We start from the raw sequence: 26895 nt of genomic DNA, 5'->3' as shown, positions 1-26895 counted from the left end.
GTGCCGGTCGTGAGGTTCAGGGGGAGAGTCGAGCTGCCGATGTCGGCGCTCGCGCTCGGCGGGCAGTCGAAGCTCGTGTTCCCGAAGAACGGCGTCGTGCCGTCGGTGGTGCAGGGTTGGCCGTCGCGATCGCCGCCCCGGCACGTGCCCGCCGCCCCGACGCTCGCTCCGTCGCAGACCGGGCACGGCTGCGTCTCGGAGATGCCGACGAAACTCGTGAAGATGATGCCGATGTCCGAGGCGCCCTGGCCGAGCTCGGGCGAGACGGTGCCGGTCACCGCGCCGGCCACCTGGTTCGTCACGCAGATCGGCACGCCGCCGCCCGTGATCGGCAACGGGGCGCCGAAGTAGAACTCGCAGGTACCGGAGCCGCATTCGGCGTCGGACGCGCACGTGGTCTGGGTGCCGTTCGAGCAGCGCCGGTTGTCGACGATGGTGGTGCTCGCGATCGGCCCGCTCAGGGGGCAGACGCCGCACTGACCGAGGAACTGGCCGGGGCAATCGAGCGCGAAGCTCAACGAGCCGCCCGTGCCGAGGACCTGGTCGTGGTAGATGCCGGTCCAGCCGATGTCGAGGTCGGATCCCGCGCTTTCCACCGTGTAGGTGATCTGCTCGGGGCAGGGGATCTGGGGCGGAGCGGTGGCCGTCGGCCCGGGCGTTGCGGTCGCGGCCGGCGTCGGCGTCGTGCCGTTGTCGTTGTCCCCGCATCCCGCGCCCACGAGCGCGAGGGCTGCCACCATCACCACGGCGTGATACCCCGGCATCGATCCGCCCTCCCTTACCAAGATGATGCCAGAGCGATCGCGAACGAGGCTACGCACGAAGCGAAAAAAAGGCCTCCGGACCCGTGTGGATCCGGAGGCCGTGAGTCGGACGGAGCGCCGGTCGCTCAGGGCAGCGACAGGATCTCCTTGCTGGAGAGGGGCAATTGGATGCGGCCCGGACCCGGGAGGCCGGCCGCCTGGTTGATTGCCAGCGCCTGCACCGGCGGGATGCAGAACAACGCCGCGAACGTTGGGTTCGATGCGCCGTTGGCATCGGGCGGATCGGCTTTGCCCACCGCCGTGACCTTGCCCCCGACGACCCCGTTGTCGAGGAAGCAGGGGCGATCGGCGACCTTGCAGGTATCACCCGCGACCGGGCAGTCGGCGTTCGAGGTGCACCCTTTGAACGTCTCGACCGGCGAGCAGTATTGCTCGACGGTGGGTTGGTTCTGGCACGAGCCTTTGTTCGACCCGGAACTGATCGGCAGGCAGAGAGACTCGTCGACGTCATCGGTCCCGCCGTCGTCGATGCACGCGTTGGGTTGCGTCGGCACCCCGACGTTGTCGAATGGGCACAGGCACTTCTTCCCGGGGGTGGCTCCGCAGTTGTCGCTCGCGGAGGTGATCTCCGCCGTTTCGGTGCTGCTCGAGCCGAGCAGGTCGATCGGGAGGTTCGAGATGAAGCTCGTCGGCACGCAATCGAGGCTCGTGGAGCCGAACGACGGGATCGGCGACTTGCCGTTCACGTCGCAGGCTTGACCGTTGCGCGCGCCGCCGTTGCACGTGCCCCCCGCCTGTCCGTCGTTGGGCGTCGGATCTCCGTCGCAGGTCGGACAGGGCTGGTTGATGCCGAGCCCGAGTGCGACCTTCGAGGTCAGCTTGAGGCTGCTCTCGAAGGCTCCGCTCTCGACGTTGGCGGTGCCCGACACGGTGTCTCGGATCTGGTTCACGACGCACGAGGTGACGCCTCCCGCGGCGAGCGGCAACGGTGCCCCGAAGAAGAAAGCACAGGTGCCGGGCGACGTGCACCCGGAGTTGTCCGCGCACTTCTTCGAGGGATCATTGCTGCAGCGACGAGGATTGATGTCACCCTTGTCGGCGTTGACGTTCTGGATCGGGCCGCTGACGTTGCAGACGCCGCACGGACGCGTCGTGCCGCTGCACGCCACGTTGAACGTCAGCTTGCCGTCCGAGACGACCGTCGCGTTGTGGCCGAGGCCGGTCCAGCCGCTGTCGAGCACCTTGGCGTTGCCGGCGTTGCCCTCGACCTCGACCGCGACGGGGCAGGGCTTAGGCGTCGCGGTCGGCTTCGCCGTCGTCCCGCCGCTCGTCGACGGACCCGGGGTGACGCCGTCCGTCGGCGTTACCGTCGGCTCACCTTCGCCGGGCGTGGGCGTCTCCGAGATCGGCGTCTCGGTTACGACGTTGCCGGTCGGGGTGGGTGCCGGTGTCGGGGTGCGATCCACGATGCCGCCACGCGTGGCGTCGTACGAGGTGTCGCACTCGTTGTCCTCGTCGTCGACGGTGCCGTCGACGTTGTTGTTGTCGCGGAAGGTGCCGCGCACACGGAAGTCGCGGCCGCCGTCCTCGAACTTCACGTTGAACGTGCCGTCCGAGTCGATCGGCTGCGGCGGACTGAACGTCTCCTGGATCTCCTCGCCGTCGCAGGTGAAGGCGATCTCCTCGATGCTGCCGACCTCGAGGCGGATCGCAGCGCCGTCGCTCATGAACCCGGTGAACCTACCGGGCGAGGGCACGACGCCGCCGTCGGTCGAGACGCGGACGTCGCTGTCACCACAATGGGCGACGGCCAACGCCATCGCCAACACTCCCAGGATTCGAAGGCCTCTCGTCATGGTTCCTCCCCAGCGTCCCTGAATGTTCGTCGTCGGATGCGTCATGGTCGCGCGTCCTTACGGCAGGCCGCGCGCGGTGCCCTTGATCGTGACGCGCGCCGGTCCAGGCAAGCCGGCGACGTTGTTCACCGCCGACGCCCCCGTCGGGCCGACGCAGAACACGGCGCCGAGCGTCGGATTCGAGACGTCGTTCATCGGCGTGTCGACCTGCCCGACCGCGATCAAGGTGTCGGTGCCGTCGAAGGCGCTCGGCTGGAACGTGCCGCCGCCGGTGAGGAAGCACTTGCGCTGCGAGACCACGCAGCTGCCGGCGCCGCCGCCGCAGTCGCCGTCGCTGAGGCATCCCCGCTGCGCATGACCCGAGCCGACGCTGCAGTTCGGATCGGTCGGTCCTACGGAGCACTCGCCCTCGCCATCGGCGTCGCCGTCGGCGCAATCGAGGGTCGCCGTGGCGGAGTCGTCGAGGCAGGCGCTCGGCTTCGTCGGCTCCCCGGGACGCGCGCAGGCGCCGCCCGGGCACTCGGTGTTGTTGGCGCACCCCGCTCCGTTGTTGGCGCCCGAGAGACACCGCTTGCCGCCGCACACCGTCGCGCCGACGGCGACGCAATCGTCGTTGGTGAAGCACGGCGTCGCCGCCGCGTTGTTGCAGGTGTCGCAGAGACACTTGTTCCCGGGCGCGTTGACGCAGCTCGGACTCGCCGCCGTCAGCGTCTTGGTGACCGGCCCGGTGCGGTTGGTGAGATCGATCGGCAGGGTCGCGATGATCGCGCTTGCCGCTGGCGGGCAGTCGAGGCTCGTCGTGCCGAAATCCGGACGGCTCGGAATGGTGCCGTTGCCGTCGCAGCCGAGGCCGACACGCGGACCGCCGTCGCAGGTGCCGCCGGCCGTCCCGTCGTTGACCGTCGCGTCGCCCATGCAGCGCGGGCACGGGTTGTCGATCGCGATGCCATTGTACACCCGCGACGTGAGAAGCGCCGTCGTCGCCGCGTCGCCGCTTTCGACGTTCGCGGTGCCCGACACCGAACCGTTGAACTGGTTCACGACGCAGGTGGTCACGCCGCCCGCCGCGAGCGGCAGGTTCGAGCCGAAGTAGAACTCACACGTGCCGGCGGCGGGACACGTTCCACCGGTGCAGTTGGAATCGGCGCTGCAGGCGTCGCCGTCGTTGGAGCCGCCGAGGCAGGTTCGCGCGATGCACGTCGCGTCGCTCGTGCAACTGATCGCCTGGTTGTTGCTGCAGCGCTGGTTGGCGATCTGGCCGCTCTCCGTGTTCGCGATCGGTCCCGAGATGGTGCAGACGCCGCAGGGGCGGCCGTTGCCGCTGCACGACAGCGCCACCGTGACGTCGCCGTCCGAAATGATCGGGGCGCGGTGCGAGATGCCCGTCCAGCCGGTGTCGAGGATGCTCTTGGGGTCGGTCGCGTCGCCCGCGAACGTCACCTTGGTCGGGCAGGCGCAGGTGCAGGTGACGGCGCTGCACGGGTAGTCGGCCGGGTTCACGTTGCTGCACGCGGTCGTGGCCGACGTCGGATCGCACTGCTCACCAACGTCGAGCTGGCCGTTCCCGCAGAGCACGCTCTGGGTCGGGGTGGCGCTCGGGGTCGGGGAAACGGTCGGGGTCGCGGTCGCCGGGAGCTGCGTCACCGTCGCGGTCGGCGTCGGCGTCGGCGGGATCACCAGGCACTCGGCCGGGTAGGGCGCGCCGACGCTGACCGACGACGCGCGATCCGGGCAATCCACCTTGAACTCGGTCACGCACTCGGTGCAGTTGCCGACGTCGATCAGCGAGCTCACCGGAGCGCCGCACGACGCGACCGCGAGGCAGCCCGCGGGGAGGCCGACGGTCGAGTTGTCCAAGCCGACGCACGCCTTCGCGAGCGCCTTGTCGAGCTTGGCCCGCGCGGCGTCGATCTTGGCCTGGGCGTCGGCCGGGCAGTTGGCGGTCTTCTTGACCTTGGTGCCCCAGCACTTGGCGAGCGCTTTCGACTTGGCGTTGAAGAACGTGAGCGCCGCCTTGCCGAGGGTCGCCTGGCACTTGTTGAGGGTCTTGTTGCCGACGCTCGAGGGACGGTTCGGCGGGTAGTACAGATCCATCGCCTGGGTCACGCTCGCCTCGCCGATGCACTGGATGCAGGCGGGGATGTCGTCGCAGTCGGTGATCGCGTTCGTGCAGGCGCCCTCGAAGCCCGGGCAGTTGGTGATGTTCCACCCGTACTCGTCGAGCGTCGGCTGGCTGCCGTCGGCGTCGGCGGTGTCGCAGACCTTGTCCTTGCCGCCGCAGGCCTTGGTGATCGACGAGGAAAGCTTGGCGCGCGCCTTGTCGATGCTCGCCTGCGTCTTCACCTGGTCGCAGGCCTTACCCTTTACGATCGCGTCTCGGCACTTCTGGAGGATCTTCGCCTCGGACTGGAGGAGCCCGGACCCCGCCTTGATGATCGCCGCGGAGCACTTGGCGGCGCTCTTCGCGTCGGCGCGAGCGGAGCCGGCGAAACTACAGATGCACAAGAGCGCGACGAGCGCTCCGAAAGACGTGTGGGCGAGCCGAGAGTACATACGATCCCCTTTCGTTGTTCCAGCGCGGGCACGCGTCGAACGGCTGGTCTATCGCTCGATTCGCGCATGACATACCGGTTCGGTACGACAATGTTACGGGTACCAACGGGCCGCGATTCGTGTCAAGCGACGGTTCGTGATGGGGCGTCTGTTACGGAAGGTGATGTCGCCGCCGCCGACGCGCCGCGCACGACGCGTGGTGTCGTCGGCGCGGAGGGCCGGTTCGGGCGGCCGATCCGCGCGCTGACGGGTCTCAGCCGAGCTCCTCGTCGATGATCGCCTTGAAGTTCTCGAGCGGCTGGGCGCCTTCGAGCCGCCGCCCGTTGATGAAGAAGGTGGGGGTCGAGTTGGCGCCGACCGCGGCGGCTTCCGCGAGGTCCTTCTCGATGCGCGCGAGCGTCTTCTTGCGATCGTAGCACTCGGCGAACACCGCCCCGTCGAGCCCGGCGCTCTTGGCGAAGCCCGTGATCTCGGCCTTCAGGTTGTCCAGGTTCAGGTCGCGCTGCGCCTTGAAGAGCGCGTGGTACATCTTCCAGAAGCCTTCGGCGCCCTGATCCGCGGCGCACTCGGCGGCGAGCGCGGCCCCTTCGGCCCACGGATGGATGCTCTTCAAGGGGAGGTGCTTGAAGAAGAGCCGGACCTTGCCTTCGTACTCCGGCATGACCTGCTCCTCGAGGATCTGGTAGCCGCGCGCGCAGAACGGACACTGGAAGTCGGAGAACTCGACGATGGTGACCTTGGCGTCGGCGGGCCCGCGAAACGGCCGGCCCTCGAGGTCGATCTTCGCGAGCGTCGCCTGCAGCGGATCGACGGTGAGGTCGGTGACCTCGCCGCTGATGAAATACCTGCCGTCGGGCGAGACGAGGAACGGGATCGACTGCTTGGCTCCGTTCGTGTCGACGTCGAGCGTGCCCTTGTTCCATCCGGGCACCTCTGAGGAGACGATGCCCGCCACCTTCAGGGTGATGCCGGGCGTGACGCTCTTCGTGAAGTATTCCTCGATGCGCCGCGCGACCTCTTCGGGCTTGGCGGACGGGGCAGGCGCTCCCGGCTTCGCCGTCTCGCTCGGGCGCGGGTTGCACGCCGCGGCGAGGATGGCCGCGACGAGCACGGCCCTCCGCCAGAGCCCGCGACGGGTCATTTGTCCTTCGGTTGCGCCTTCGGGACGTCGGTCAGGCGATACATCTTGAACCGGCCCTTCATGTCGATCGGGATCGGGAACGGCGCGGACGTCATGATCGCCCGCACGTGGCCGCCTTCGAGGACGGTGTCGCTCACCTTGTCGGCGCCGTAGACGAGGATGTTGCGGTTCGGCTGGCCGGGCGTCCCGATCAGCGTCGCGTCTCCGGAGATCACGAACTTGGCGTTCTTGGTCTTCTCGTCCTGCAGCATGCCGCCTTCGAGGTACTTCTGCTCCATGACCTTCCACTGGATGCGCGAGTACTCGCTGTTCTGCCGCGGCTTCAGCGTCTTCCAGGAGGACTTGAGGAGGGCGAGATCCTTCTGGGACGGCTCCCAGACCTCCTCGGCCTTGTTCTTGGCGTCGATCTCCGCCTGCACCGCCTTCGGGAGATCGACGTCGAGGAGCTTCACGCTCACCTCGTCGTGCTGGTCGACGGCGCTGTCGGGGGCCTTGGGAATGCCGTACGACAGCACCTTCGGCTCGACCGGCAGCGCGCCGCTCGGCGCCGGCTTCGGATCCTTCGCGGCCTTCAGTTGCTCCTCGGCGAGGATCTTCGTCGCCTTGTCGACGGCCTCCTGCTTCTTCGCCTTCTCGGCGTCGCGCCGCTTCTGGGCGACCGAGGTCGGGACGTGCTCGATCGTGAAGAGGTACCCGACGGTGAACGGGCGGATGTCCTTGGGGTCGAGCCCGGGAGTCGGGGTCGCCCCGGGCCGGTCCGAGGTGGACGTGTTCTTCGAGAACTCGAGGCGGTTCACCACGAGCCACGTGCCGGTGAGGTTGGGCGTGATCTCGCCGGAGGTCTCCGTGCTCTGGGGGAACCCGAAGCCGGCGGACGGTGCCAGCGTCATCGAGAGCGCGACGGCGGCTGCGGCGACGAGGGGGCGCCACATGGGACGATCGATCATGGAAGGATGGCCTCCTTGGAGTTCGGCGGAACGCGGGGATTAGCAACGGTCATTTGCGGAATCAATACGACTTGGAAACACGAGGGGCCGGAAGCCTCGCGGCTCCCGGCCCCTCGTGATGCTGCGGGCTATGTGACCGTGGCGGTCAGAAGCCCGTGTTGGTCACCGTCGTCGGGTTGGTGATCGCACCCGGACCCGAGAGGCCGGCCACGGAGTTCACTGCCGGGGCGGTCGTCTGCGTGATGCAGAACGTCGCCGCCGTGGTGCGGTCCGGAACGCCGGGGAAGCCTTCCCGGACGATCGTCGGGTTCACGAAACACTCGCGCGCGACGAGGTCGCAGGTCTCGTCCGGCTCGCAGTACGAGCACGTCGGCGGCCGACAGAAGCTTTCGTCGAGACACCCGATGAAGGGATGCGCCGAGCACACTTTGGTGACCGGGCTGACGGAGCAGAGGCCTTCCTGGGCCGAGTCGGTGTCGCTCGGGTTCTCCCGGCAGTCCGCCGCGTGGCAGAAGCCGTTCGGCGGGTCGCACTCCGAGTCGTCGCTGCACGGCGTGCCGTCGTTGGCGCCGCCGAGGCAGGCTGCCAAGCAGGCGTTCGGCTTCTGGCCGATCTCGGCTCCGACGTTCGGGCAGAAGCACTGGTGGTTGCAGGTGCCGCTCGGACACTCGGAGTCGACGGTGCAGGCGTGGTGCTGGTTCGGCCCGCCCGCGCACACCTTGTTGTTGAACCCTGGCGTGTTGCAGAGGATGTTCGCGGTCTTGGTCACGGTCGAGGTGCTGGCCGGATTGAACAGAATGTCGATCGTGCCGAGCAGGCTGCCCTGCATGCGGCAGTCGGCGCTCGGGTTTCCGAAGTACTGCGTCGGACCGCCGAACGGGGTGCTCGGACGGCACGGCTTGTCGATGTCCGGGCCCCAGCTGCAGACGTTGTCGGTCACGCAGTACGAGCCCACGTTGCAATCGGCGTTCGTGGTACAGAGGTTGCGCGTGTTCGGGCCGACGCTGCCGCCCGCGCCGGAGCAGAACCCGCCGCAGACCGGGCACGGCTGCTCGGTTGCGCCGCCGCTGTACACCGAGGAGTTCTGGCGCAGCCGGATCGCGCCGGCGCCGGTCGCGAGGTCGGTCGTGCCGACCACGTCCTCGGTGAAGACGTTGACGACGCAGGTCGCGACGCCGCCCGACACGAGCGGGAGAGGAGCGCCGTGGGGTGTGGTGACGCACGAGTCACCGAAATCCGGGCAGTCGTTCTGATCCGGCCGGCAGCGCTTCTTGGGATTGAGCAGGCAGTGCGGGCCCTGCGATCCGCCGGCGGTCATGCGGCAGTCGTTGAGAGCGCCGGGGCAGAGGTCATCCGCATCCACGATCTGGTTCGGACCGGGCGAACACGATTGGTGCGGCGGATCCGAACAGCTTGGACCGGTGGCGCAGATGGTGTCGGGGCCGAGAGGGCCATCACAGTCCCAGAGGTCGGTGACATAGCCACCGCCCTCGACGATGCCGGAGTCGTGGCTCTGGCCGGTCCAGCCGTTGTCGAGGTCGGCGTTCCCGTGCTCGACGATGCGCGAACGCGGAACGTCCAGACAGAGGCAGGGGAAGAGGCCGAGGGCCGCACCGCACTGCCCGGGACACGCCACGTCGTCCGAGCCGTCGCACTCCTCGTTCGGCCGGTTCTTGCGGTTGTCGCCGCAGGTGCCGGGCGTCGCGTACTCGTAGTCGAGGAGATCGCTCATCTGAGCGGTATCGGGGTTGTCGACGAGTGCTTGGATCGCCAGCGCTATGCACGTGCCGGCCGCGGCGCCCGTGACCTGATCGGGCTCGCAGAGCTTGAGCGCGGTCGCATCGCCCGCCGAGCACTTGGCCGTGATCGCGTCGATGGCCTTGGTTTTCGCCTTGGTGACCGCGGTGGCCGTCTTCGGATCGCTCGTGGCACAGGTCGCGCCCGCGAAGCCGCTCAGCTTGCAGGTCGTGACGTTCGTGTTCTGGTCGGTCTTGCAGTTGAGGAGTCCGTTCCGGCACTTCTGGATGCTGCCCATCAGCGCCTTGACGACGCCGACGCCCTGCTTCGAGACCTCCTTCTGGCACGACAGCAACGTGCCCGTGAGGGGCGGCGGCGGCGGGTTCGCGTCGTAGACGAGGCCGAGGATGCTGCGGCAGGAGGTGCCGGGGCCGCTGTCGGGACAATCGCCCAGGACCGAGCACGCCTCGCCGTCGTTGGTACCGCCGTCGCAGACGCCCTGGAGGATGCGGTCGTGGCTGTCCTTGATGCAGGCCTGCAGATCCGAGAGCGTGAAGCCGTTGCCCGAGTCCGGGTCCGGGCACGGGCCGGGGAAGCCGATCACCGCGAGATTGTCGTCGTCGGTACCCGGGCTGAAGCTGCACTTCTTCGCGAGTCCGGCATTCAGCTTGTCGGCGAGCTTCTGCAGCGCCCCGGGATCGGGGCCGCTACACGAGCCCACCGCGGCGAGATTGGCGTCCCGGCACTTCTGGATGAGCTTGAACTTGCCGTTGACGAACTTGCCGGCTTCCTTCGCGATGGCCGCCTGGCATTGGTACCGGGGCTTGCCCAGATCGGCGGCGTGCGCCGTCGGCGTCCCGACGACGAACGCGATCACTGCCGCGACGAGCGCGGACGAGAATCGTACGCTGCGTCCCATGGTTTTCCTCCTTCGGTTGGCCGAACGGTATTGAGATGGCTCGATTCCGGGGATCTTCGTGATCACGGCACCCGGTGCGACTTCTCCAAGCAGAGTAGTGTGCGCGCCCCGAGACAGTCAAGAAAAAACTGGGGTAACGCGCAGCGTTGTCGGGGACTTATGTGCGAACTGACATGGGAGTCCCAGGCCGTGGAGAAGCCCCCGGGCCGGACCCGGCCCGGGGGCTTCTCGCCACGACGGAATCAGGGATTGACCACTACCGTCCCGGGAATCCGGACCCGGCCGAGGGCGGGGAGACCGCCGGCCGCGTTGACCGCCGTCGAGCCGGTCGGGGCGACGCAGAAGAAGGTGCCGACCGTCGGTTTCGACAGGCCGCTGCAGACCGGATCGGGAGAGCCGGTCACGGTGACGGTATTCCCGATCACGCCCTGGTCCATGAAGCAGGGACGGTATCGCGTCATGCAGAACTGGCCGGGGACGCACTCGGCACACGCCGGAGGCTTGCAGTGGTCGTCACTGGTGCACCCGACGAACTGCTGGATCGAGCAGACCTGATCGACGGGGGCGTCGGCGCATTCTCCCTCGTTGTCGGTGCCGGGAATGAGCATGCAGCCCTGCTCCGCCGTCGACGTGTCATCGACGCACACATTGGGCTTGGTCGCCTCGCCGGGGCGCGTGCACGAGCCCATCGCGCAAGAGCCGCCCGGACACATGCTGCTCGTGCTGCAGCCAGCGCCGTTGTTGGCGCCGCCGCTGCAGGTGCCCGGAGTGCAGAAGCCGCCGGGGCACTCGGAGCTCGCGCTGCACGACGCGCCATCGTTGCCGCCGCCGATGCAGATGCCGAGCCCCGGACACTCGTTTTGCGGACACGAGCCGCCGGGGCACATGGAGTTCGTGGCGCACGCCGCGCCGTCGTTGGCGCCGCCGACGCAGGTCCTCGGGTTGTTGCAAACCCCGCCGGGACACAGGGAGTCGTTGGTGCAGTTGCCCCCGTGGTTCGCGCCGCCGATGCATGTTCCGCACGGCTCGCCCGCCTTGAGGCCGGCGATGCAGCGCTTGCCGCCGCAGATGCCAGCTCCGCCGCCGCTCACGGGGCAGTCGCCGTTCACCGAGCAGCCTCCCTGCGCCAAGTTGTTGCACGTGTCGCAGAGGCACTTCAGCGATCCGTAGCCGATGTCGCGGCAGTTCGCGTTGCCCGCCTCGACGGTCTTCGTCTGTCCACCGGTGGAGATGTTCAGGTTGAGGGGGAGCGTCGCCACGTTGTTGCTCGGCGGGCAATCCAGGCTCACGGTGCCGAAACGCTGCGACGTGCCGCTCACCACGCAGGCCTGCTCGGCGCGCGGACCGGAATTGCACTTGCCGTCCTCGCGGCAGTGCGGGCACGGCTCGAAGTCGCTGCCGAATACGTGGACGGTGGACGCGAGCGGGACGAGCGACGTGGTGCTGCCGTCGCTGAAATCGACCGTGCCCGAGACGGATCCGTTGATCTTGTTCAGCACGCACGTCGATGGACCGCCGGGGGGACGCAGCGGCAACGGGGCGCCGAAGTAGTGGACGCAGGGGCCGATGAAGCCGGCGTTGACGCACGAGCCGCCCGGGCATTCGGAGCCGCCGGCGCAGAGCGCGCCGTTGTTGGCGCCGCCGACGCAGGCCGTCGCCGAGGTGCAGTCGGCGTCGACGTCGCACCGCTTCCACGGAGCGTCCTCGCACCGCTCGTTGTCGACGCCCGGTCCGCCGCCATTGTCGAGCGGGCCGCTGAGCGTGCAGAGACCGCAGCTCGGCTCGCTCGCGCCGGCGCAGCTGCTCACCGCGAGCGTGAGGGTGCTGTTGGACGGGATGGTCTGGTTGTGGGCGAGGCCGGTGAAGCCGGTATCGAGGTCGGTGTTGTCGCCGTCGGCGGTAAACGAGATCGCGGTCGGGCAGGGGCCGCTCGCCGGCGGCGCGGCGCACGCGGTGCACTCCGCCGGATAGGTCTCGTACTGCGGCACCTGGGCGTTGTCGACGCAGTCCGCCTTGTAGCGCGCGGCGCACGCCGTGCAGTTCACGATGTCGGTCACGCTGGAGATCGGGCCGCCGCATGCCGTGCCGCCGTGCGGCTGGGTCACAGAGGAGCAGTCCGCGGGGAAGCCGATCGCGGCCGCGGTCAGGTCGGCGGCGCCGCCGCAGGCCTTGTCGTCGCCGCCGCAGGCCTTGCAGATGGTCGCCAGCTGCTTGTCCTTGGCCTTCTGGATCGCCGCGGCGAACTTGCCGTCGCCGGAGCTCGAATTGTCGCACTGGTTCGTGTGCTTGCCGTTGATGCGCGCGTCCCAGCACTTCTGGAGCGCCTTGCTCGTCGAGTTCAGGAAGGCGGTGGTCGCCTTGCCGATCGTCACCTGGCACTTGTTGAGGGTCTTGTCGGCGGTCTGGAGGTTGATGTCGCCGAACGAGAGCGTCATCGCCTGATCGCTCGCGGCGCCGGCGATGCACTCGAGGCAGGTGGCGATGCCGCTACAGTCGGTGATCGCGTTGCTGCAACTGTAGGTGTTCTTCTCGAAGTTCGGACACTGCGCCGGCCACCCGACCGACGCGGGGCTGTCCTCGCCCGTGACGACGCCGCCGCACACCTTGTCGTCGCCGCCGCACGCCTTGCCGATTCCCGCCGAGAGCTTGCCCGATGCCTTGGCGATGGAGTCGGTGGCTTTTTGATCCGGACACGTCCCGGCGCCGGCCTTGACGACGCCTTCGTTGCACTTCGAGAGGGCCTTCATCCGGGCCTGCAGGTATTTCGCGCTCTCCTTCGCGATCGCGCGCTGGCACTTGGCGGTCTCAGCGCCGGCGATCGGTGCGCATACCACCATGGCGAGTAGCGCGATCCCCGCGCTCCGCAGCACTGTCTTCATGACTCAACCCTCCTTGAAAGGTTTGCGGGATACCGGTCTTCGAGCTGCAACGACTCACGGCACTGCGAGCGGCAAGCAACGGCACATCCCGGCACTCGGCGATCTTCGACTGAGAAAAGAGGGTAAGTCAGCGTCGGAAAGGTTGTCAAGAAAATAATTGGAAAATCTAGGCTTTCGCTAAGTCAAGGGGGCCCATCCGCGATGCCGCGATGCGGCGTTCGGTCGTGGATCCACGGTCGGATCCAGGGGAGGAGCGCGTACGCCGGAAGCGCCAGCGCGCCCGTGAGCGCGAAGTAGCTCGCATAGCCGAAGTGCGCCGCGCCGAAGCCCGTGCAGGGCGCGCTCACCGAACGCGTCAACCCGAACAACGCAGACAGCAAGGCATACTGCGTGGCAGCTTGCTCGCGATCGCACACGTGCATGAGGAAAGCGAGAAAGGGCGCGGTGCCGAGGCCGCCGGTGAAGCTCTCGAGCATCGACGCGGCGTAGATCGCCGGACGTCCGCCGCCGACCGCCGCGGCGCCTGCGTAGCCGAGGTTCGAGGCCGCCTGCAGGAGGCCGAGCACCCAGAGTCCGTGGAAGATCCCGTAGCGCGACGTGAACGCGCCGCCGACGAGCGCGCCCAGCACGGTGAGCGCGACGCCCGCCGTCGTCGACACGAGCGCGACGTCGTCGACGGTGAGCCCGCTGTCGAGCCAGAACGGCTTCACCATCGGCCCCATGCTCACGTCGCCGAGCTTGTAGAGGACGATGAAGAGCACGACCGCGCCCGCTCCCGGCCGTGCAAACCAGGCCACGAACGCGTGCATCCAGGCCGCGGTCGGCGGGCGTACGACCGGCACGTGCGGCGCGCGGAGCGCCAGAACCGCGAGCGTCGCGAAGATCAGCGCTGCGATCGCGAAAGCGAGCGGCCAGCCCGCGCGGCCTGCGATGAGCAACAGGCCGCCGCCGCTCGCGACCAGCGCGGCGCGATACGCGGAGACGCGCACCCCGTTTCCGACGCCCTCCTCGCCGGGAGCGAGGAGCCCGATCGTGTAGGCGTCGATCGCGATGTCCTGGGTCGCGCCCGCGAAGGTGAGCAGCAGCACCGCGCCGACGAGCAGCGTGCCCGGCGTCGCCGGGTCCGAGAGCGGGATCGCGAACGTCGCGCCCGCCATGAGCGCGAGCGCCGCCGCGATCCAGTGGCGGCGGTCGCCGAAGCGGTCGACGAGCGGCGACCAGAGCGGCTTCAACGTCCACGGCAGCGTCAGCGAGGAGAAGACGCCGATCGCCGCCAACGAGACGCCGTGCGCCCGGAGGTACACCGGCAGGTTGTCGACGACGATTCCCATCGGCATGCCTTCAGCGAAATAGAGGAGGGCGATCCACCAGAGCTTCCGCCGCGTCGACACCGACCGGCGAGCTACCAGAACGCGCGCGGCGCGGCGAGGCCGCGCGGCGGCGCTTCGCGCGCGCTCGGCTCCGCACGCTGCGGGTCCGTGCCGCGCATGCTACCGTCGCGGCGGATGGACCCGACTCGTCACTGGATCGTCTGGGACGGGAGCTGCGGCTTCTGCCGGCGCGCCGTCGCGTGGGCGCTCGCGCGCGACCGCGGCCGCTGCTTCGAGGCGGTGCCGTACCAGGAGCTGCCGGACCCGCCGCTCACGCCCGCGCTCGCGGCGGCCTGCCGCGCCGCCGTCCACGTCCGCACGAGCGACGGCCGCTGGCTCGGCGCCGGCCGCGCCTGCCTCTTCGTGCTCGAGCGCATCGGGTGGCCGCGGCTCGCGCGCCTCGCCGGGTTGCCGCCGCTCGCGTGGGGCGTCGAGCTCGGGTACCGGATCGTCGCCCGCAACCGCCCGTGCTTCTCGCGGCTCCTCGGGCGCGGCGCGCCGACCCCCGAGCGGTGATCAGGCGGTCGCGTGCCGCCGGTGCGCCAGCATCTCGTCGAAGATCGCCTCCATTGCCCGTACGTGATGGCGGATGCCGAAGACGGCCTCGACGCGCGCCCGCGCCGCGGCGCCCATCCGCCGCCTGAGATCCGGGTCTAGGACGAGCCGCTCGATCGCGGCCGCGAGCGCGTCCGGGTCGCGGGGCGGGACGAGGAGGCCGGTCTCGTTGTCGACGACGATCTCGAGGGGCCCGCCCTCGCGCGGCGCGACGAGCGGACACGAGAGCGCCATCGCCTCGATCAGCACCCGGCCGAAGGGCTCGGGGTTCGTCGACGAATGGATTGCGACGTCCATGGCGTCGATGCACGCCGCGACGTCCCGCCGCGCGCCGGTGAGCAGCACCCGGCGCTCGAGGCGCTCGTCGACGATGCGCCGCCGCAGGCGTTCCGCGTACGCGCCGCCCTGGCGGTGCACGCCGCCGACGATCAGGCAGCGCAACTCGGGATGGCGGTCGCGCAGCCGAGCCATCGCCTGCACGACCAGGTCCTGGCCCTTCCAGCCCTGGATGTGGCCGACGATCCCGACGACCGGCGCCTCGGCGGGGACGCCGAGCTCGCGTCGCACCGCGGCGCCCCCGCCCGGGGCGAAACGCTCGCAGTCGATGCCGTCGTAGACCGTGAGGTGGCGGCGCGCGCGGATGCCGCGCCGTTTCGCGTGGGCGGTCACGAGGTCGGTCATGCCGACGAAGACGTCGATCCAGCGCGACATGAAGCGCTCGCGGGGACCGATGCGGCGGTAGCCCTTCTCGTGGACGAGGGCCGGGATGCCCGCGCGCGCGGCGGCGACGAGGGCGTCGAGATTGGGCGTGACCCCGTTGGCGAGATAGACGACGTCGGGGCGTGCGCGCCGCAGGTGGGCGCCGACGGCCCGCGCGCGCGGCAGCACGACGGTCGGGATCTCCTTCGCCCGTAGCCACGCGCGTCCGCCGCGGCCGCGGTCGCCGTCGGGAAGCCAGCCCGGCTGCGGCGGCAGCACCGCCACCGGCACGCCGGCGGCCTCGAGCTGCGGGACGACCTCTTTCTCCTGGTACAGGAGGAGCGCGGGTGCGAAGCGCGTACGATCGAGCCGATCGATCAGCTGAAGGATGCCCGTCAGCGATCCGCCGAGCACGCCGCCGACGCTGGCCTCGACGAACAGAATACGATGCGGCGCCATGCGTGAACCGTCGACGTTAGGGGAGCCATTTCCGACCGTCAAGGCGCGAGCGCCCGCCGCCGGCGTTCCGCGGCGCCGCGGAACGCGGACTCACTCGGCGCGCGGCCGCGCCGGGCTCGCCGGCTTCGCGGCGAGCGCCGTCGCGGCCGCCGTCGCGACCTTCCGCGCCGCCTCGTCGAGCGCGCGCCCCATGGCCTCGGCCATGGCGCCGCCGTCCGCGCTCGTGATCGGCACCTTGGCGGAGAACAGCCGATCGAGCTGCATGTCGGCGCCGTCGCGGAGGGTCGCCGCGAGGGCGACGTGCGCCTCGTGCGCCGGGGCGAGCACCTCGTCGAACGCGAGCACCTCGACGTCGAGGCGCGCCGCCGTCGTCTCCTGCGCGAGGCGGACGCCGGGCGTCGTTCGCAGCGTCGCGAGCAGGGCGCGGCGGACGTAGCGGCTCGGCAGCTCGAACCAGCGGCGCTGGTCGTAGAGGCCGTACTCGACCGGCGAGGCGCGCCACACGATGCGCTCGCGCAGGAAGGGGGCGCTGCGCACGCTGCCGAGCCGGAGCGGCGCTCCCGCGCTCGCCGGGACGCGGGCATCCCCGGCGTCGTCGAGCGCCGCCGAGGCGGGCCGGTAGAAACGCGGCGGCTCGGCGGTGCGGAAGAGGCAGCCGCTCGATGCGGCGGCCGCGAGGACGCACGCCAGCACGGCGGCGAAGCGGCGTCGGGTCATTTGGTCACCTCGGGCGGCGGCTCGCCCGGCCGTGAGCCGCGCAGGAGAGCGCTCGGGTCGCGCTCGAGCGCGTCCGCGACGGCGCGGACCGAGTCGAGCGTCTCGCGCAGGGTCGCGAGGGTGGCCTCGAGGTCCTCGCGCATCTCGCCGAAACCCGAGGCCGTGGTCGAGACGGCTCCCGCCGTCGAGCGGATGGAGGCCGTCGTCTCCGGGAGCTTGGCCGCCGCAATCTCGTTTCCGACGCCGGTCGTCGTCGTCCGCAGCTGGACGAGCAGCCGGTCGAACGAGCCGTGCTCGCTCTGCAGGCTCGTTACGAAGCGGTCGAACGAGCCGAGCGCGGCGTTCATGGTCGTGAGCGTCTCGGTGATGCGCGTCTCGATGTCGGGGAGGCGGTTCACGACCTCCATGGCCGTGTCGCCGACGCTCTTCAGCGTCGAGGGGACCGAGGGGATGTAGTTCCACGGCGGCTCGAAGGGCAGCGTCGGTTCCGGATAGCGTCCGGGATGGAAGAAATCCGTCTGGAGGAATCGCACGCCCGTGATGCCCGCCGATACGAGCTGCATGCGCAGGAGCGGATTGAGGAACTCCTCCCCCTTGCGCGGCGCCCGGTCGCGGAGCCCGAGCCGCCGGATCGCGTCGAGGTAGATCTCGGAGGTCACCTGGACGTGGCGATGGTCGGGGGCGATCGTGATGTCGGCGACGTTCCCGACCGTGACGCCGCGGAACTTGACCGGCGACCCGACGTCGAGCCCCTGCACCGACTCGTCGAAGTAGCTCACCGTCGGGAACGACGTCCGCTGGAAGCGGCGGGCGCCGAGCCAGAAGAGGGCGGCCAGCATGGTGATCACGCCGAGCACCACGAACAGGCCGAGCTTCCAGTTGTTGGTGGCGGTGGTCGCCATCAGGCCGACGAGGGCAAGCGGTTGAAGAAGCCGCGGACGCGCGGATCGCCGCTGTGGTCCCGGAGCTCGGCGGGATGGCCGCGCGCGATGATGCCGCGCGCACCACGGTCCAGCATGATGCAGGCGTCGGCGACCGCGAAGATGCTCTGCAGCTCGTGCGTGACGATGACGGTGGTCATGCCGAGGCTCTGGTTCAGCGTCAAGAGCAATTGGTCGAGCTCGACGGAGCTCACCGGGTCGAGGCCGGCCGACGGCTCGTCCAGGAAGAGGAGCGGCGGGTCGAGCGCGAGGGCGCGCGCGATGCCGGCCCGCTTCTTCATGCCGCCCGAGATCTCCGCCGGGAGGTGGTTCTCGAAGCCCTCCAGGCCGACGAGCCGGAGCTTCGCGCGGACGATCGTGTCGACGGCCTGCGGATCGAGGGTCGTCCACGTGCGGAGCGGCAGCGCGACGTTTTGCGCGAGCGTCATCGACCCGAAGAGCGCGCCCGACTGGAAGAGCACGCCGTAGGCGGGCGGTCCCGCCTCCTGGACCGGCGGCGCGCCGGCGATGCGGATCGCGCCGCCCATCGGGGTCTCGAGACCGATCAGGTGGCGCAGCAGCGTCGACTTGCCGCAGCCGCTGCCTCCGAGGATCGCGAACACCTGGCCGCGCGCGATCGTGAAGTCGAGGCGCTCGAGCACGACCCGCTCGCCGTACCCGATCGTCAACCGCTCGACCTCGATCATCGCCGGGCGGGTATCAGCGGCCGAAGGCATGGAAGATCACCGTGAAGATCGCGTCGACGACGACGATCGCGAAGAGGCTGGTCACGACCGCCGACGTGGTCGAGCGGCCGACGCCCTCCGCGCCGCCGCGCGTCGCGAGACCGCGCTGGCAGGCGATGAGCGCGACGTTCAGGCCGAACACCGCGCTTTTCAGGATCCCGGAGGAGACGTCGAAGAGGTCGAGCGCCTTCTCGGTCTCGGCGAGATACGCGTGGAAGGTGAGGTCGAGGCTGAACATCGCGACGAGGAGGCCGCCCGCGATGCCGATCACGTCGGCGAGGATGGTGAGCAGGGGCGCGACCAGCGTGAGCGCCAGGACGCGCGGGAAGACCAGAAAATGGAACGGGTCGAGGCCGAGCGTCCGGAGCGCGTCGATCTCCTCCGAGACCCGCATGGTGCCGAGCTCGGCGGAGAACGCCGCGCCCGAGCGTCCGGCGATGATGATCGCCGTCATGAGCGGCGCGAGCTCGCGGGTCACCGACAGGCCGACGAGGTCGGCGACGAAGATGTTGGCTCCGAACTGCTTGAGCTGGAGCGCCGCCTGGAAGCCCGTGACGAGGCCGACCAGGAAGTTGATCATCAAGACGATGGGGATGCCGTCGGCGCCCGCACGCTCCATCAGGCGCGGTACGTCGCGCCAGTTGACGCGGCCGGGGCTCCGCGCCGCCTGCGCTCCGGCGAGCAGCGTGTCGCCGACGAAGTCGAGCGCGTTGCTCTCGTTCAGGAGGCTGCGGGTCTCCCGCCCGATCTGCTCGAGGATGCCGATCGTCGCGGGCGGCGCCAGCAAGCTCGGCCGCCGCGGGTGCCCGCCGTAGAGCTCGAGCATGCTCTGGACGCGGCCCGTCGCGCCGACGATCGCGGCGTCGCTGCCCGCCGCCGCGGCCTCGCTGCGGAGCTCGAGCAAGAGCGCGGTCGCGCCGCCGTCCATGCCGTCGAGCCCCGAGACGTCGAGCTCGAAATGCGGAGGCATCGGCGCGAGGAGCTCGCGCACCCGGTCCCAGGCGCCGTAGCAGTCGCGGAACCGGAGCTCGCCGACGAAGCGGAGCGCCGAACGGTCCCCCGCGAGATCGATCCGCTCCACTTGGAAGCCGGAAGTGTCGGCGCCCGCCACGCGCGGCGAAACTACGGTGCCGGCGCGGGGGGCGTCAACGCGCGTGCGGTGCGCGTCCCGTGCCGTGTGCTGGTCGCCGAGTGGTTGCCGTGCGGCGGGCCTCGTGCGATCTGGTCGGCCGTCGACGCGGCTCGGTCGACGATCGCGCGCGATGTCCGACGACCACCGTCTTCCCCGTTCGTACTACCTCGAGGTTTTTCTGCTCGCCTTCGCGGGGTTGGTCCTCGAGATCGCGTACACGCGCATCATCTCGTTCAAGCTCTTCTACTACCACACGTACCTGGTCATCGGCCTGGCCATGCTCGGCATGGGATTCGGAGGCGCGGTCGTGGCGGCGGCGCCCCGGCTCGCGGCGCCCGCGCGCGTCATGGGTCCGGTCGCGATGCTCGGCGCTCTCGGCACCGCCGTCGCCTACATGCTGGTTGCCCGCATCGAGCTGAGCGTTCTCGACTTCGCGTCGAACCCGGCGAGCCCCTTCGCGCTCGTCGCCGTCTGCGCCCTCGTCTTCGTCGGCTTCGGCGCGATCGGCGTCCTCCTCTCGAGCGTGTTCGCGTCTGCGCCGGAGCGCATGCCGCGCGCCTACCTCGCGGACCTCGGCGGCGCCGCGCTCGGTTGCGCCGCCGCGGTGCCGTGCGTGAGCCTGCTCGGAGCGCCCGCCACGGTCATGGTCGGGGCCGCGTCGATGGCGGCAGCCGGAATCCGTCCGTGGTCGGACGTCGCGCCGACCCGCGCCGCGGCGGCGGTCGTTGCGACCGCTGCGCTCCTCGTGCTGGCGGCGCGGCCCGCGCTCCTGCCGGGGATCGTACCCGACCCCGTGAAGACGATGCACCCGAAGCACCTCGCAGGAGCCCCGCCCCTCTTTTCGGCCTGGAGCCCCGTCTTCCGCATCGATGTCACTCCGTCCATCGACGAGGATCCAGACGTCCTGGTGATCCATCACGACGGTCTCTGGGGCTCGACGCTGCACCGGTGGGACGGCGTGCCCGCGTCGCTGGCGCCTTTCGACCACGACGAGCGCGCGCTGCCCTTCCGCGCGCTCGCGCGTGCCCCCGGCGAGGTCGTGGTCATCGGCGCCGCCGGCGGGCACGAGATTCTCGCGGCCTTGCGCTTCGGCAGCGCGCGCGTGGACGGCGTCGAGCTGAACCCGATGACGGTCGATCTCGTGCGGCGGCGCTTCGCGGACTTCGTCGGACACGTTGCCGAGCACCCGGCGGTTCGTATCGTGAACGACGAGGGCCGCTCGTGGCTGACGCGCCAGTCGGGGCCGTTCGACGTGGTCTACTTCGTCGCGCCCGATAGCTACGCGGCCATGAACTCGGCGACGTCGGGCGCCTTCGTCCTGTCGGAAAGCTACCTCTACACGGTCGAGATGATCGTCGAGACGCTGGCACGGCTGGCGCCCGACGGCTTCCTGGCGATGCAGTTCGGCGAAGACGACTTCGATGCGCAACCGAATCGGACGCTGCGCTATCTGGCGACCGCGCGGGCGGCGCTCAGACGGCGCGGCGTCGCCGACCCCGGCGCCCACGTCGCCGTCGCGACGACCAGGAGCCTCGGCGATGTCTCGACGATCCTCGTGTCCCCGACGCCCATCGTCGGCGCGCGCGCGCGCGCGTTCGCCGCGGCGGCAGCCGACGTGCCGAGCACCCGGGTCCGGTGGCTGCCGGGCGAGCCGTCGCCGTCCGGGCCGCTCGCTGCGGTGCTGACGCTCACCGACTCCGCCCTCGACGCATGGCTCGCCGCCCGTGCGTTCGACGTCTCCCCGGTCCACGACGACGCGCCCTTCTTCTGGCACTTCGGCCGCTTCGGCTCGTTCTTCGGGCTGGGTCGGCACGCGGGACCGGGGATCATGTGGGAAGCGTCGGGCGCGGGCGAGCGCGTGCTCATGGCGACGCTCGTCGCCGCGACGTTCTTCGCCGCCGTCTCGCTTGCCGTGCCGATCGCGATCGCGGCGCCGTGGCCGGTCGCGGCGATCGGCCGCGGGACCGTCACCGGTTACTTCGCGATCCTCGGGGTCGGTTTCATGCTCTTCGAGGTCGCGCTGATCCAGAAGCTTGCGCTCGTGCTCGGCTATCCGACCTATTCGCTGAGCGTGACGCTCATGTCGTTGCTGGTCGCGGCGGGTCTCGGCAGCCTCGCGAGCGAGCGCTGGAGCACTGCCGTCGATCGCCTCGCGCCGCGGCTCGCGCTCGCCGTCGTCACGCTCGCCGCGCTGTACGCGTTCGGGCTCGACGCGATCACCCCGCTCGTGGTCCCGGCGTCCCTCGCGACCCGCGTCGTCGTCGCACTCGCGGCGACGGCGCCTCTCGGCTTCGTTCTCGGCACGTTCCTGCCGCTCGGGGTGAGCTGCATCACGCGCAAGGTGCCGGATCCCGCGCCCGTCGTCGCCTGGGCCTGGGCGACGAACGGGTTCTGCTCGGTGATCGGCTCGGTCGCGACGGCGATCCTCGCGATGACCGTCGGATTCCGGATCGTACTCGGCCTCGCCGCCGCGACGTATCTCGTGGCGATCGTCCTCCTGCGACGGCTCGCGCGTTGATGAGCCGCGCGGGCGCGCAGGGGCCTTCGCAGCTTCCGGCCGATCTGCTAGCGAGGGCGCCATGCCCGCGTCCGCCGCAACGGCGGCGCGCGATCGCGATCGCTTGCTCGACATGCTCGCCGCGCGCGCCTATCAGTACCGTCCCGAACGGCCCTTTACGCTCTCGTCCGGCGCCCTGTCGGACTACTATCTCGACGCCCGCGTCGTGACCTGGGACCCGGAGGCGAAGCCGCTGATCGGGCGGCTCGTGTTCGATGCCCTCGGGGGTCGGGCCGACGCGGTCGGCGGACTCACGCTCGGCGCCGACCCGATCGCCGGCGCGGTGGCGTACTACAGCCAGACGGTCGGCGCGCCGATCCGCGCCTTCACCGTCCGCAAGCAGGCGAAGGCCCACGGCATGGCCCGCGCGATCGAAGGAGCCATCCGTCCCGGCGACCGGGTGGCGATCGTCGACGACGTGGTCACGACGGGCACGTCGACCCTCGATGCGATCGACCGCTGTCGAGAGGCCGGCTACGCGATCACCGCGGTCGTGATCCTGGTCGACCGCGAAGAGGGCGGTCTGGCGCGCGTGCAGGAGGCGGTTCCCGGCGTGTCGTGCTCGGCGTTGTTCCCGCGCGCGGAGCTGCAGCGCCGTCTCGAAGAGCAGCGCGCCGCGGCCCGCTGAGCTTCCGTGACCCGAGCTCGCTCGCGCGCGAAGACGCAGCCCGTCGCGCCGCCGCGCGGCGCGACGCGGGCGGCGCGCGGCCCGCGCGTGCCGTGGGCGTGGATCGCCGCGGTCGCCGGTGTCGCGCTCGGGGTCTACGCGAACACCATCGGCGGGATCCTCCTCTACGACGACGTCAACGCCATTCGCGACAACGCGTTCGTGCGCGACGCCGACGTCGCCGGCATCCTGACCCGGCCCTCGTGGTGGGCGGACGGGCGCGGCGGGCTCTGGCGGCCGCTCACGACGCTCACGTTCGCGGCGGACCACGGGCTCTGGGGGCTCGTCCCGGTCGGCTACCACGTCGTGAACGTCGTCGCGCACGCGCTCGTAAGCGCCCTCGTGCTCGTCGTGTTCGCGCGCGTGACGATGGCGCCGCGAACCGCGTTCGCGGCGGCGCTTCTCTTCGCCGCCCATCCGATCCACACCGAGGCGGTCGCGAACGTCGTCGGCCGCGCCGAGCTGCTCGCGGCCGCGGGGTTCTTCCTCGCCTGGCGCGCCTGGCTCGCGGCGGACGCCGCGGCGGCCGGCCGCGCCGCGCCGTGGCTGATCGTGACGGCCGGCGCCTACTTCCTCGCGATGTGCGCGAAGGAAAACGCGATCGCGCTGCCGGCGGTGCTGCTGCTCGCCGACCTCGTCGACCGGCGCGGCGCGCCAGTCGTGCGCCCGGAGAGCGTGGCAGAACTGCTCCGCCGTCGCGCGCCGCGCTACACGGCGCTGCTCGCGATCGCCGCCGCGTTCGTCGTCGTCCGGAGCGCCGTCATCGGCCGCGTGACCCCGACGACCGATCTCCTCGACAACCCGCTCTCCGCCCTGACGACGGTCCCCCGACTGCTCACGGCGGTCGCCGTGCTCGGGCTCTACGCGTTCCGTATGGTGTTCCCGCTCTGGCTCTCCGCCGACTACTCCTACGACCAGATCGCGACGGTGACGTCACCGCTCGACCCGCGCTTCCTCGCGGCGGTCGCGGTGCTCGGCGGCGCCGCGGCCCTCGCGTGGTGGGCGCGCCGGCGCGCGCCGGCCGTCACCCTCGGCCTCGGGATCCTCGCCCTGACGTTCGTCGTCGTCTCGAACCTCTGCTTCACGATCGGAACGATCATGGGGGAACGGCTCGCCTATCTGCCCTCGGCCGGCTTCTGCCTCGCGGTCGCCGCCGGTCTCGTCCGGCTCGGCGGGCAGGCGGACGGGGCGGAGCGCGTCACGGCGCGCTGGTCGCCGGCCTTCGTCGGCGCGCTCGGCGTGATCGTCGCGCTCTACGCCGCGCGCGCGATCGAGCGGAACGGCGTCTGGCTCGACCCCGTGCGCTTCTACGCGACGATGGCCGGCGACGCGCCGCGATCGGCGCGCAGCCACCGCGAGCTCGGGACCGCGCTCGCCGCGGTCGGGCGGTTCGCGGAGGCGGGCGCGGCCTTCGACCGCTCGCTCGCGATCAAGCCCGACGACGCGACCACGCTCTACAACCTCGGGAACGCGCTCGGCGCCGAGGGCCGGTTCGACGACGCCGCCGACGCGTACCGGCGGGCGATCGCGCAGAACCCGAGCTTCATCCGCGCCTACGAGAACCTCGGCAACGCCGAGAGCATGCGCGGCGACCAGGCGGCGGCGATCGCGGCCCTGAGCCGCGCGCTCGAGCTCGCGCCGGACTCGTCGCTCACGCTCATGAACCTCGCCAACACGCACTTTCGCGCCGGCGCGCCGGCCGAGGCGCGGACCGCGTACGAGCGCGCGCTCGCCCTCGCGCCGGCGTCGACCGAGATCCTCACCAACTACGGCACGTTCCTCTACGCGCAGGGTGACTATGCCGGCGCGGCGCGCGCCTTCGAGCGCATCGCGCCGCCGGCGCCGCCGCGCGCGCTCGTCGCGCTCGCCGGAAGCTATCGGCTGCTCGGGCGCGCCGCGGAGTCGCGCGCGGCGCAGGCGAGCGCCGAGCGCCTGTACCCGCGCGACCCGTCCGTGCGGCAATACGCCGACTTCGTGCAGCGCGAGGCGGCGAGGGGCGCATCGCCGTGAACGCGGTCCGGGCGCTGCTGATCGCGCTCGCGGGCGTCGTCGTCTACGCCCGCACGTTCGGCGTGCCGTTCGTGTTCGACGACGGCCACGCGATCGTCCAGAACCTGCGGATCCGCGAGTGGTCGAGCGAGCTCTTCGCGAGCGACCGGCCGCTGGTCGAGATCACGCTCGCGCTGAACTATGCGCTCGGCGGCCTGCACGTCGCGGGATACCACGCCTTCAACCTGGCGCTGCACGTCGCGTGCGGCTGGCTCCTCTTCGACGTGGTGCGCCGGACGCTGCGCATGACGGAGACGCTCGCGGGCCGTGAGGACGACGCCGGCTGCCTCGCCGCGCTCCTCTTCGTGGCGCACCCGTTGCAGACCGAGGCCGTCACCTACGTGATCTCGCGCAGCGAGCTCCTGATGGCGCTCTGCTACCTCGCGACGCTCGACCTCGTATTGCTCGCCGAGGCGCGTCCCGCGCGGCGCTCGGTGCTCTGGATGCTCGCGATCGCCGCATGCGCGTTCGGCATGCTGGCGAAGCCGATCATGGTGACCGCGCCGCTCGCGGTGTGGTGGCTCTCGTGGTGGGTGCTGGTGCCGCCGACGCGCCCCCGCCTGACCTTCGCGTCGACGCCGCCGGTCGCCGAGGTGCCGCGGCGCTGGCCCCTGCACCTCGGGCTCTGCGCGACGTGGCTCGTGCTCGCCGTGCTGCTCGCCGATCGCGCGCATCCGGGTGCCGGCTTCGACATCGGGATCGATCCGCTCGAGTATCTCCGCACGCAGCTCGGGGTCACCTGGCACTACTTCCGGCTGCTCGTGTGGCCGGTCGACCAGATGCTCGACTACGACTGGCCGCTCGCCGCGCGTTGGCTGGAGCCGGCGGTGCTCGTGCCGGCCTTCGGGTGGGCGCTCCTCGTCCTCGCCCTCGTCTGGCTCGCCCGCAGCGGGCGGCGGGCGGCGACGTTCTGGCTCGGCTTCGCGCTGCTCGTGCTCCTGCCGAGCTCGAGCGCGATCCCGCTCGCCGATCTGGTGTTCGAACACCGCATGTATCTCGGCGTCGGCGGCTTCGCGGCGCTGGTGGCGCTCGCGGCGGGCGGCGCCGCCGCGCGCGCGCCGAAGGTCGTCCCGGCGCTCGCGCTGGCGCTCGTCGCGGTCCTCGGGGCGCTCGCGATCGCGCGCAACGAGGTGTGGCGCGACCCGGTGACGTTGTGGAGCGACAACCTCGTGAAGGCGCCGACCAAGCAGCGCGTGTATCGGAATCTCGAGGAGGCGTACCAGCGGCGCGGCGATCAAGGGGGCATGCGACGCGTGGTGCTCGCGGAGATCGAGACGCTGGAACGCCTCCACCGCGCCAACCCGCGCGACGCCCGGGTGCTCACCGGCCTCGCGAACGGACTGGCGCGCGTCGGCCGCGCCGAGGAGGCGCTCGCCGCCGTCCTCGAGGCGATCCGCCTCGATCCGCGCGACCCGGTGGCCCGGGCGGCGCACGGCGCGCTCCTCATGCAGCTCGCCCGTCCCGAGGAGGCGGTTCCGCCGCTCGAGATGGCGGTGGCGATGATCGAAGGCCACGTCGGCTGGATCGAGCGCGACACGAAGCGCGTCGTGCAGGTGAATCTCGGGTGGGCGTACGCCGCGATCGGCCGCACCGACGCCGCGCTGCGCGTGCTGCGCGAGGCGGCGGCCGAGGACGACGTCTCGGCGATGAACAACCTCGGGTCGGTGCTCGGACGGGTCGGCGAGTGGGAGGAGGCCGAGCGGGTGCTCGAGCGGGCGCGGCGCCGCGATCCCGACGATCCGAACGTCCAGAGCAATCTCGGCTGGGTCTACGCGAATCTCGGGCGGCTCGACGAGGCCGCGGCGCTCCTCGAGCGCGCCATTCTCCAGCAGCCCGGCGAGCCGTCGGCGCACGGCAATCTCGGCTGGGTGCGTTTGCGTTCGGGCGACGCGACGGGCGCCGCCCACGCCCTCGAGATGGCCCTCGCCCTCCAGCCGGACAATCCGTGGGTCGTGAACATGATGGGAGTCGCCTCGGCCCGACTCGGCGACTGGGCCCGGGCGGTCGCCTCCTTCGAGCACGCCCTCCGGCTCGTGCCGGATTCCCAGCTGGCCCGGCAGAACCTCGCCCGGGCGCTCGCCCGGGAGGAGCCGTTGCTGGCCGCCAAGATTCCCTGACGGCAGACGGCCGGGCCGACGGCTCGGCCGGCCCATCTCCGCTCGTGTTGACAGCGCCGGATCGACCGCCTATGACGCGCGCTGTCTCGAAAGCTCGGACGCCGTGAGGAC

18 protein-coding genes are annotated in these 26895 nt (G+C 70.8%); 5 read left to right on the top strand and 13 right to left on the bottom strand.

Translation table 11 applies throughout. The annotated features are described in order from the left end of the window. From IT293_04145 to IT293_04110, 8 genes are all read right to left on the bottom strand, one after another. A partial coding sequence (locus IT293_04145; GenBank protein ID MCC6763834.1) for a hypothetical protein occupies window positions 1–764 on the bottom strand: 764 nt, incomplete at its 3' end. A gap of 125 nt (window positions 765–889) precedes the next feature. Then, window positions 890–2620 carry a hypothetical protein gene (locus IT293_04140; GenBank protein ID MCC6763833.1) on the bottom strand — a complete coding sequence of 577 codons (1731 nt, stop codon included), beginning with the start codon at window positions 2618–2620 and terminating at the stop codon, window positions 890–892. A gap of 57 nt (window positions 2621–2677) precedes the next feature. Beyond that, a complete protein-coding gene (locus IT293_04135; protein MCC6763832.1) occupies window positions 2678–5173 on the bottom strand; it encodes a hypothetical protein in 2496 nt (831 codons plus the stop codon). A 253-nt stretch (window positions 5174–5426) separates the two neighbouring features. Next, window positions 5427–6314 (bottom strand): thioredoxin domain-containing protein, encoded by an 888-nt coding sequence (locus IT293_04130; GenBank protein ID MCC6763831.1) that lies wholly within the window; start codon window positions 6312–6314, stop codon window positions 5427–5429. Further along, on the bottom strand, window positions 6311–7261 hold the full coding sequence (locus tag IT293_04125) for a hypothetical protein (protein ID MCC6763830.1): 951 nt from the start codon (window positions 7259–7261) through the stop codon (window positions 6311–6313). Before IT293_04125 ends, IT293_04130 begins: the two co-directional genes overlap by 4 nt. Window positions 7262–7406: 145 nt before the next feature. Continuing rightward, complete coding sequence (locus IT293_04120; protein MCC6763829.1) at window positions 7407–9917, bottom strand: hypothetical protein; 2511 nt, start codon at window positions 9915–9917, stop codon at window positions 7407–7409. Window positions 9918–10159: 242 nt separating this feature from the next. Next, on the bottom strand, window positions 10160–12796 hold the full coding sequence (locus IT293_04115; protein ID MCC6763828.1) for a hypothetical protein: 2637 nt from the start codon (window positions 12794–12796) through the stop codon (window positions 10160–10162). 182 nt (window positions 12797–12978) lie between these two features. Then, window positions 12979–14187 (bottom strand): MFS transporter, encoded by a 1209-nt coding sequence (locus tag IT293_04110; protein MCC6763827.1) that lies wholly within the window; start codon window positions 14185–14187, stop codon window positions 12979–12981. Between the two features lie 114 nt (window positions 14188–14301). On the opposite strand from IT293_04110, the gene IT293_04105 reads away from it, so the two are divergent. Further along, on the top strand, window positions 14302–14682 hold the full coding sequence (locus tag IT293_04105; protein ID MCC6763826.1) for a DUF393 domain-containing protein: 381 nt from the start codon (window positions 14302–14304) through the stop codon (window positions 14680–14682). On the opposite strand, the gene IT293_04100 is transcribed toward IT293_04105, so the two are convergent. The 5 genes from IT293_04100 to IT293_04080 all read right to left on the bottom strand — a co-directional run bounded on the left by IT293_04100 (window position 14683) and on the right by IT293_04080 (window position 19373). Continuing rightward, window positions 14683–15879 (bottom strand): glycosyltransferase family 4 protein, encoded by a 1197-nt coding sequence (locus tag IT293_04100; protein MCC6763825.1) that lies wholly within the window; start codon window positions 15877–15879, stop codon window positions 14683–14685. Window positions 15880–15969: 90 nt separating this feature from the next. Then, window positions 15970–16596 carry a membrane integrity-associated transporter subunit PqiC gene (locus tag IT293_04095; protein MCC6763824.1) on the bottom strand — a complete coding sequence of 209 codons (627 nt, stop codon included), beginning with the start codon at window positions 16594–16596 and terminating at the stop codon, window positions 15970–15972. Further along, complete coding sequence (locus IT293_04090) at window positions 16593–17498, bottom strand: MCE family protein (GenBank protein ID MCC6763823.1); 906 nt, start codon at window positions 17496–17498, stop codon at window positions 16593–16595. The genes IT293_04095 and IT293_04090 overlap by 4 nt, the downstream gene beginning before the upstream one ends. Then, on the bottom strand, window positions 17498–18253 hold the full coding sequence (locus tag IT293_04085; GenBank protein ID MCC6763822.1) for an ATP-binding cassette domain-containing protein: 756 nt from the start codon (window positions 18251–18253) through the stop codon (window positions 17498–17500). Before IT293_04085 ends, IT293_04090 begins: the two co-directional genes overlap by 1 nt. After that, entirely contained in the window at window positions 18237–19373 is a 1137-nt protein-coding gene (locus IT293_04080) for an MlaE family lipid ABC transporter permease subunit (GenBank protein MCC6763821.1), read from the bottom strand. Before IT293_04080 ends, IT293_04085 begins: the two co-directional genes overlap by 17 nt. 151 nt (window positions 19374–19524) lie before the next feature. On the opposite strand from IT293_04080, the gene IT293_04075 reads away from it, so the two are divergent. The 4 genes from IT293_04075 to IT293_04060 all read left to right on the top strand — a co-directional run bounded on the left by IT293_04075 (window position 19525) and on the right by IT293_04060 (window position 26784). Further along, complete coding sequence (locus IT293_04075; GenBank protein MCC6763820.1) at window positions 19525–21912, top strand: hypothetical protein; 2388 nt, start codon at window positions 19525–19527, stop codon at window positions 21910–21912. 61 nt (window positions 21913–21973) lie between these two features. Continuing rightward, window positions 21974–22579, top strand: coding sequence for an orotate phosphoribosyltransferase (gene pyrE, locus IT293_04070; protein ID MCC6763819.1), 606 nt, complete (start codon window positions 21974–21976; stop codon window positions 22577–22579). A 6-nt stretch (window positions 22580–22585) separates the two neighbouring features. Then, complete coding sequence (locus IT293_04065) at window positions 22586–24628, top strand: tetratricopeptide repeat protein (protein ID MCC6763818.1); 2043 nt, start codon at window positions 22586–22588, stop codon at window positions 24626–24628. Then, entirely contained in the window at window positions 24625–26784 is a 2160-nt protein-coding gene (locus IT293_04060) for a tetratricopeptide repeat protein (protein MCC6763817.1), read from the top strand. Before IT293_04065 ends, IT293_04060 begins: the two co-directional genes overlap by 4 nt. The last annotated feature ends 111 nt before the right edge of the window (window positions 26785–26895 follow it).

It is taken from the genome of Deltaproteobacteria bacterium, assembly GCA_020848745.1.
In the GTDB taxonomy this organism is placed as follows: Bacteria; Desulfobacterota; Binatia; order UTPRO1; family UTPRO1; genus UTPRO1.
This window is presented reverse-complemented; position numbering and strand designations above follow the sequence as displayed.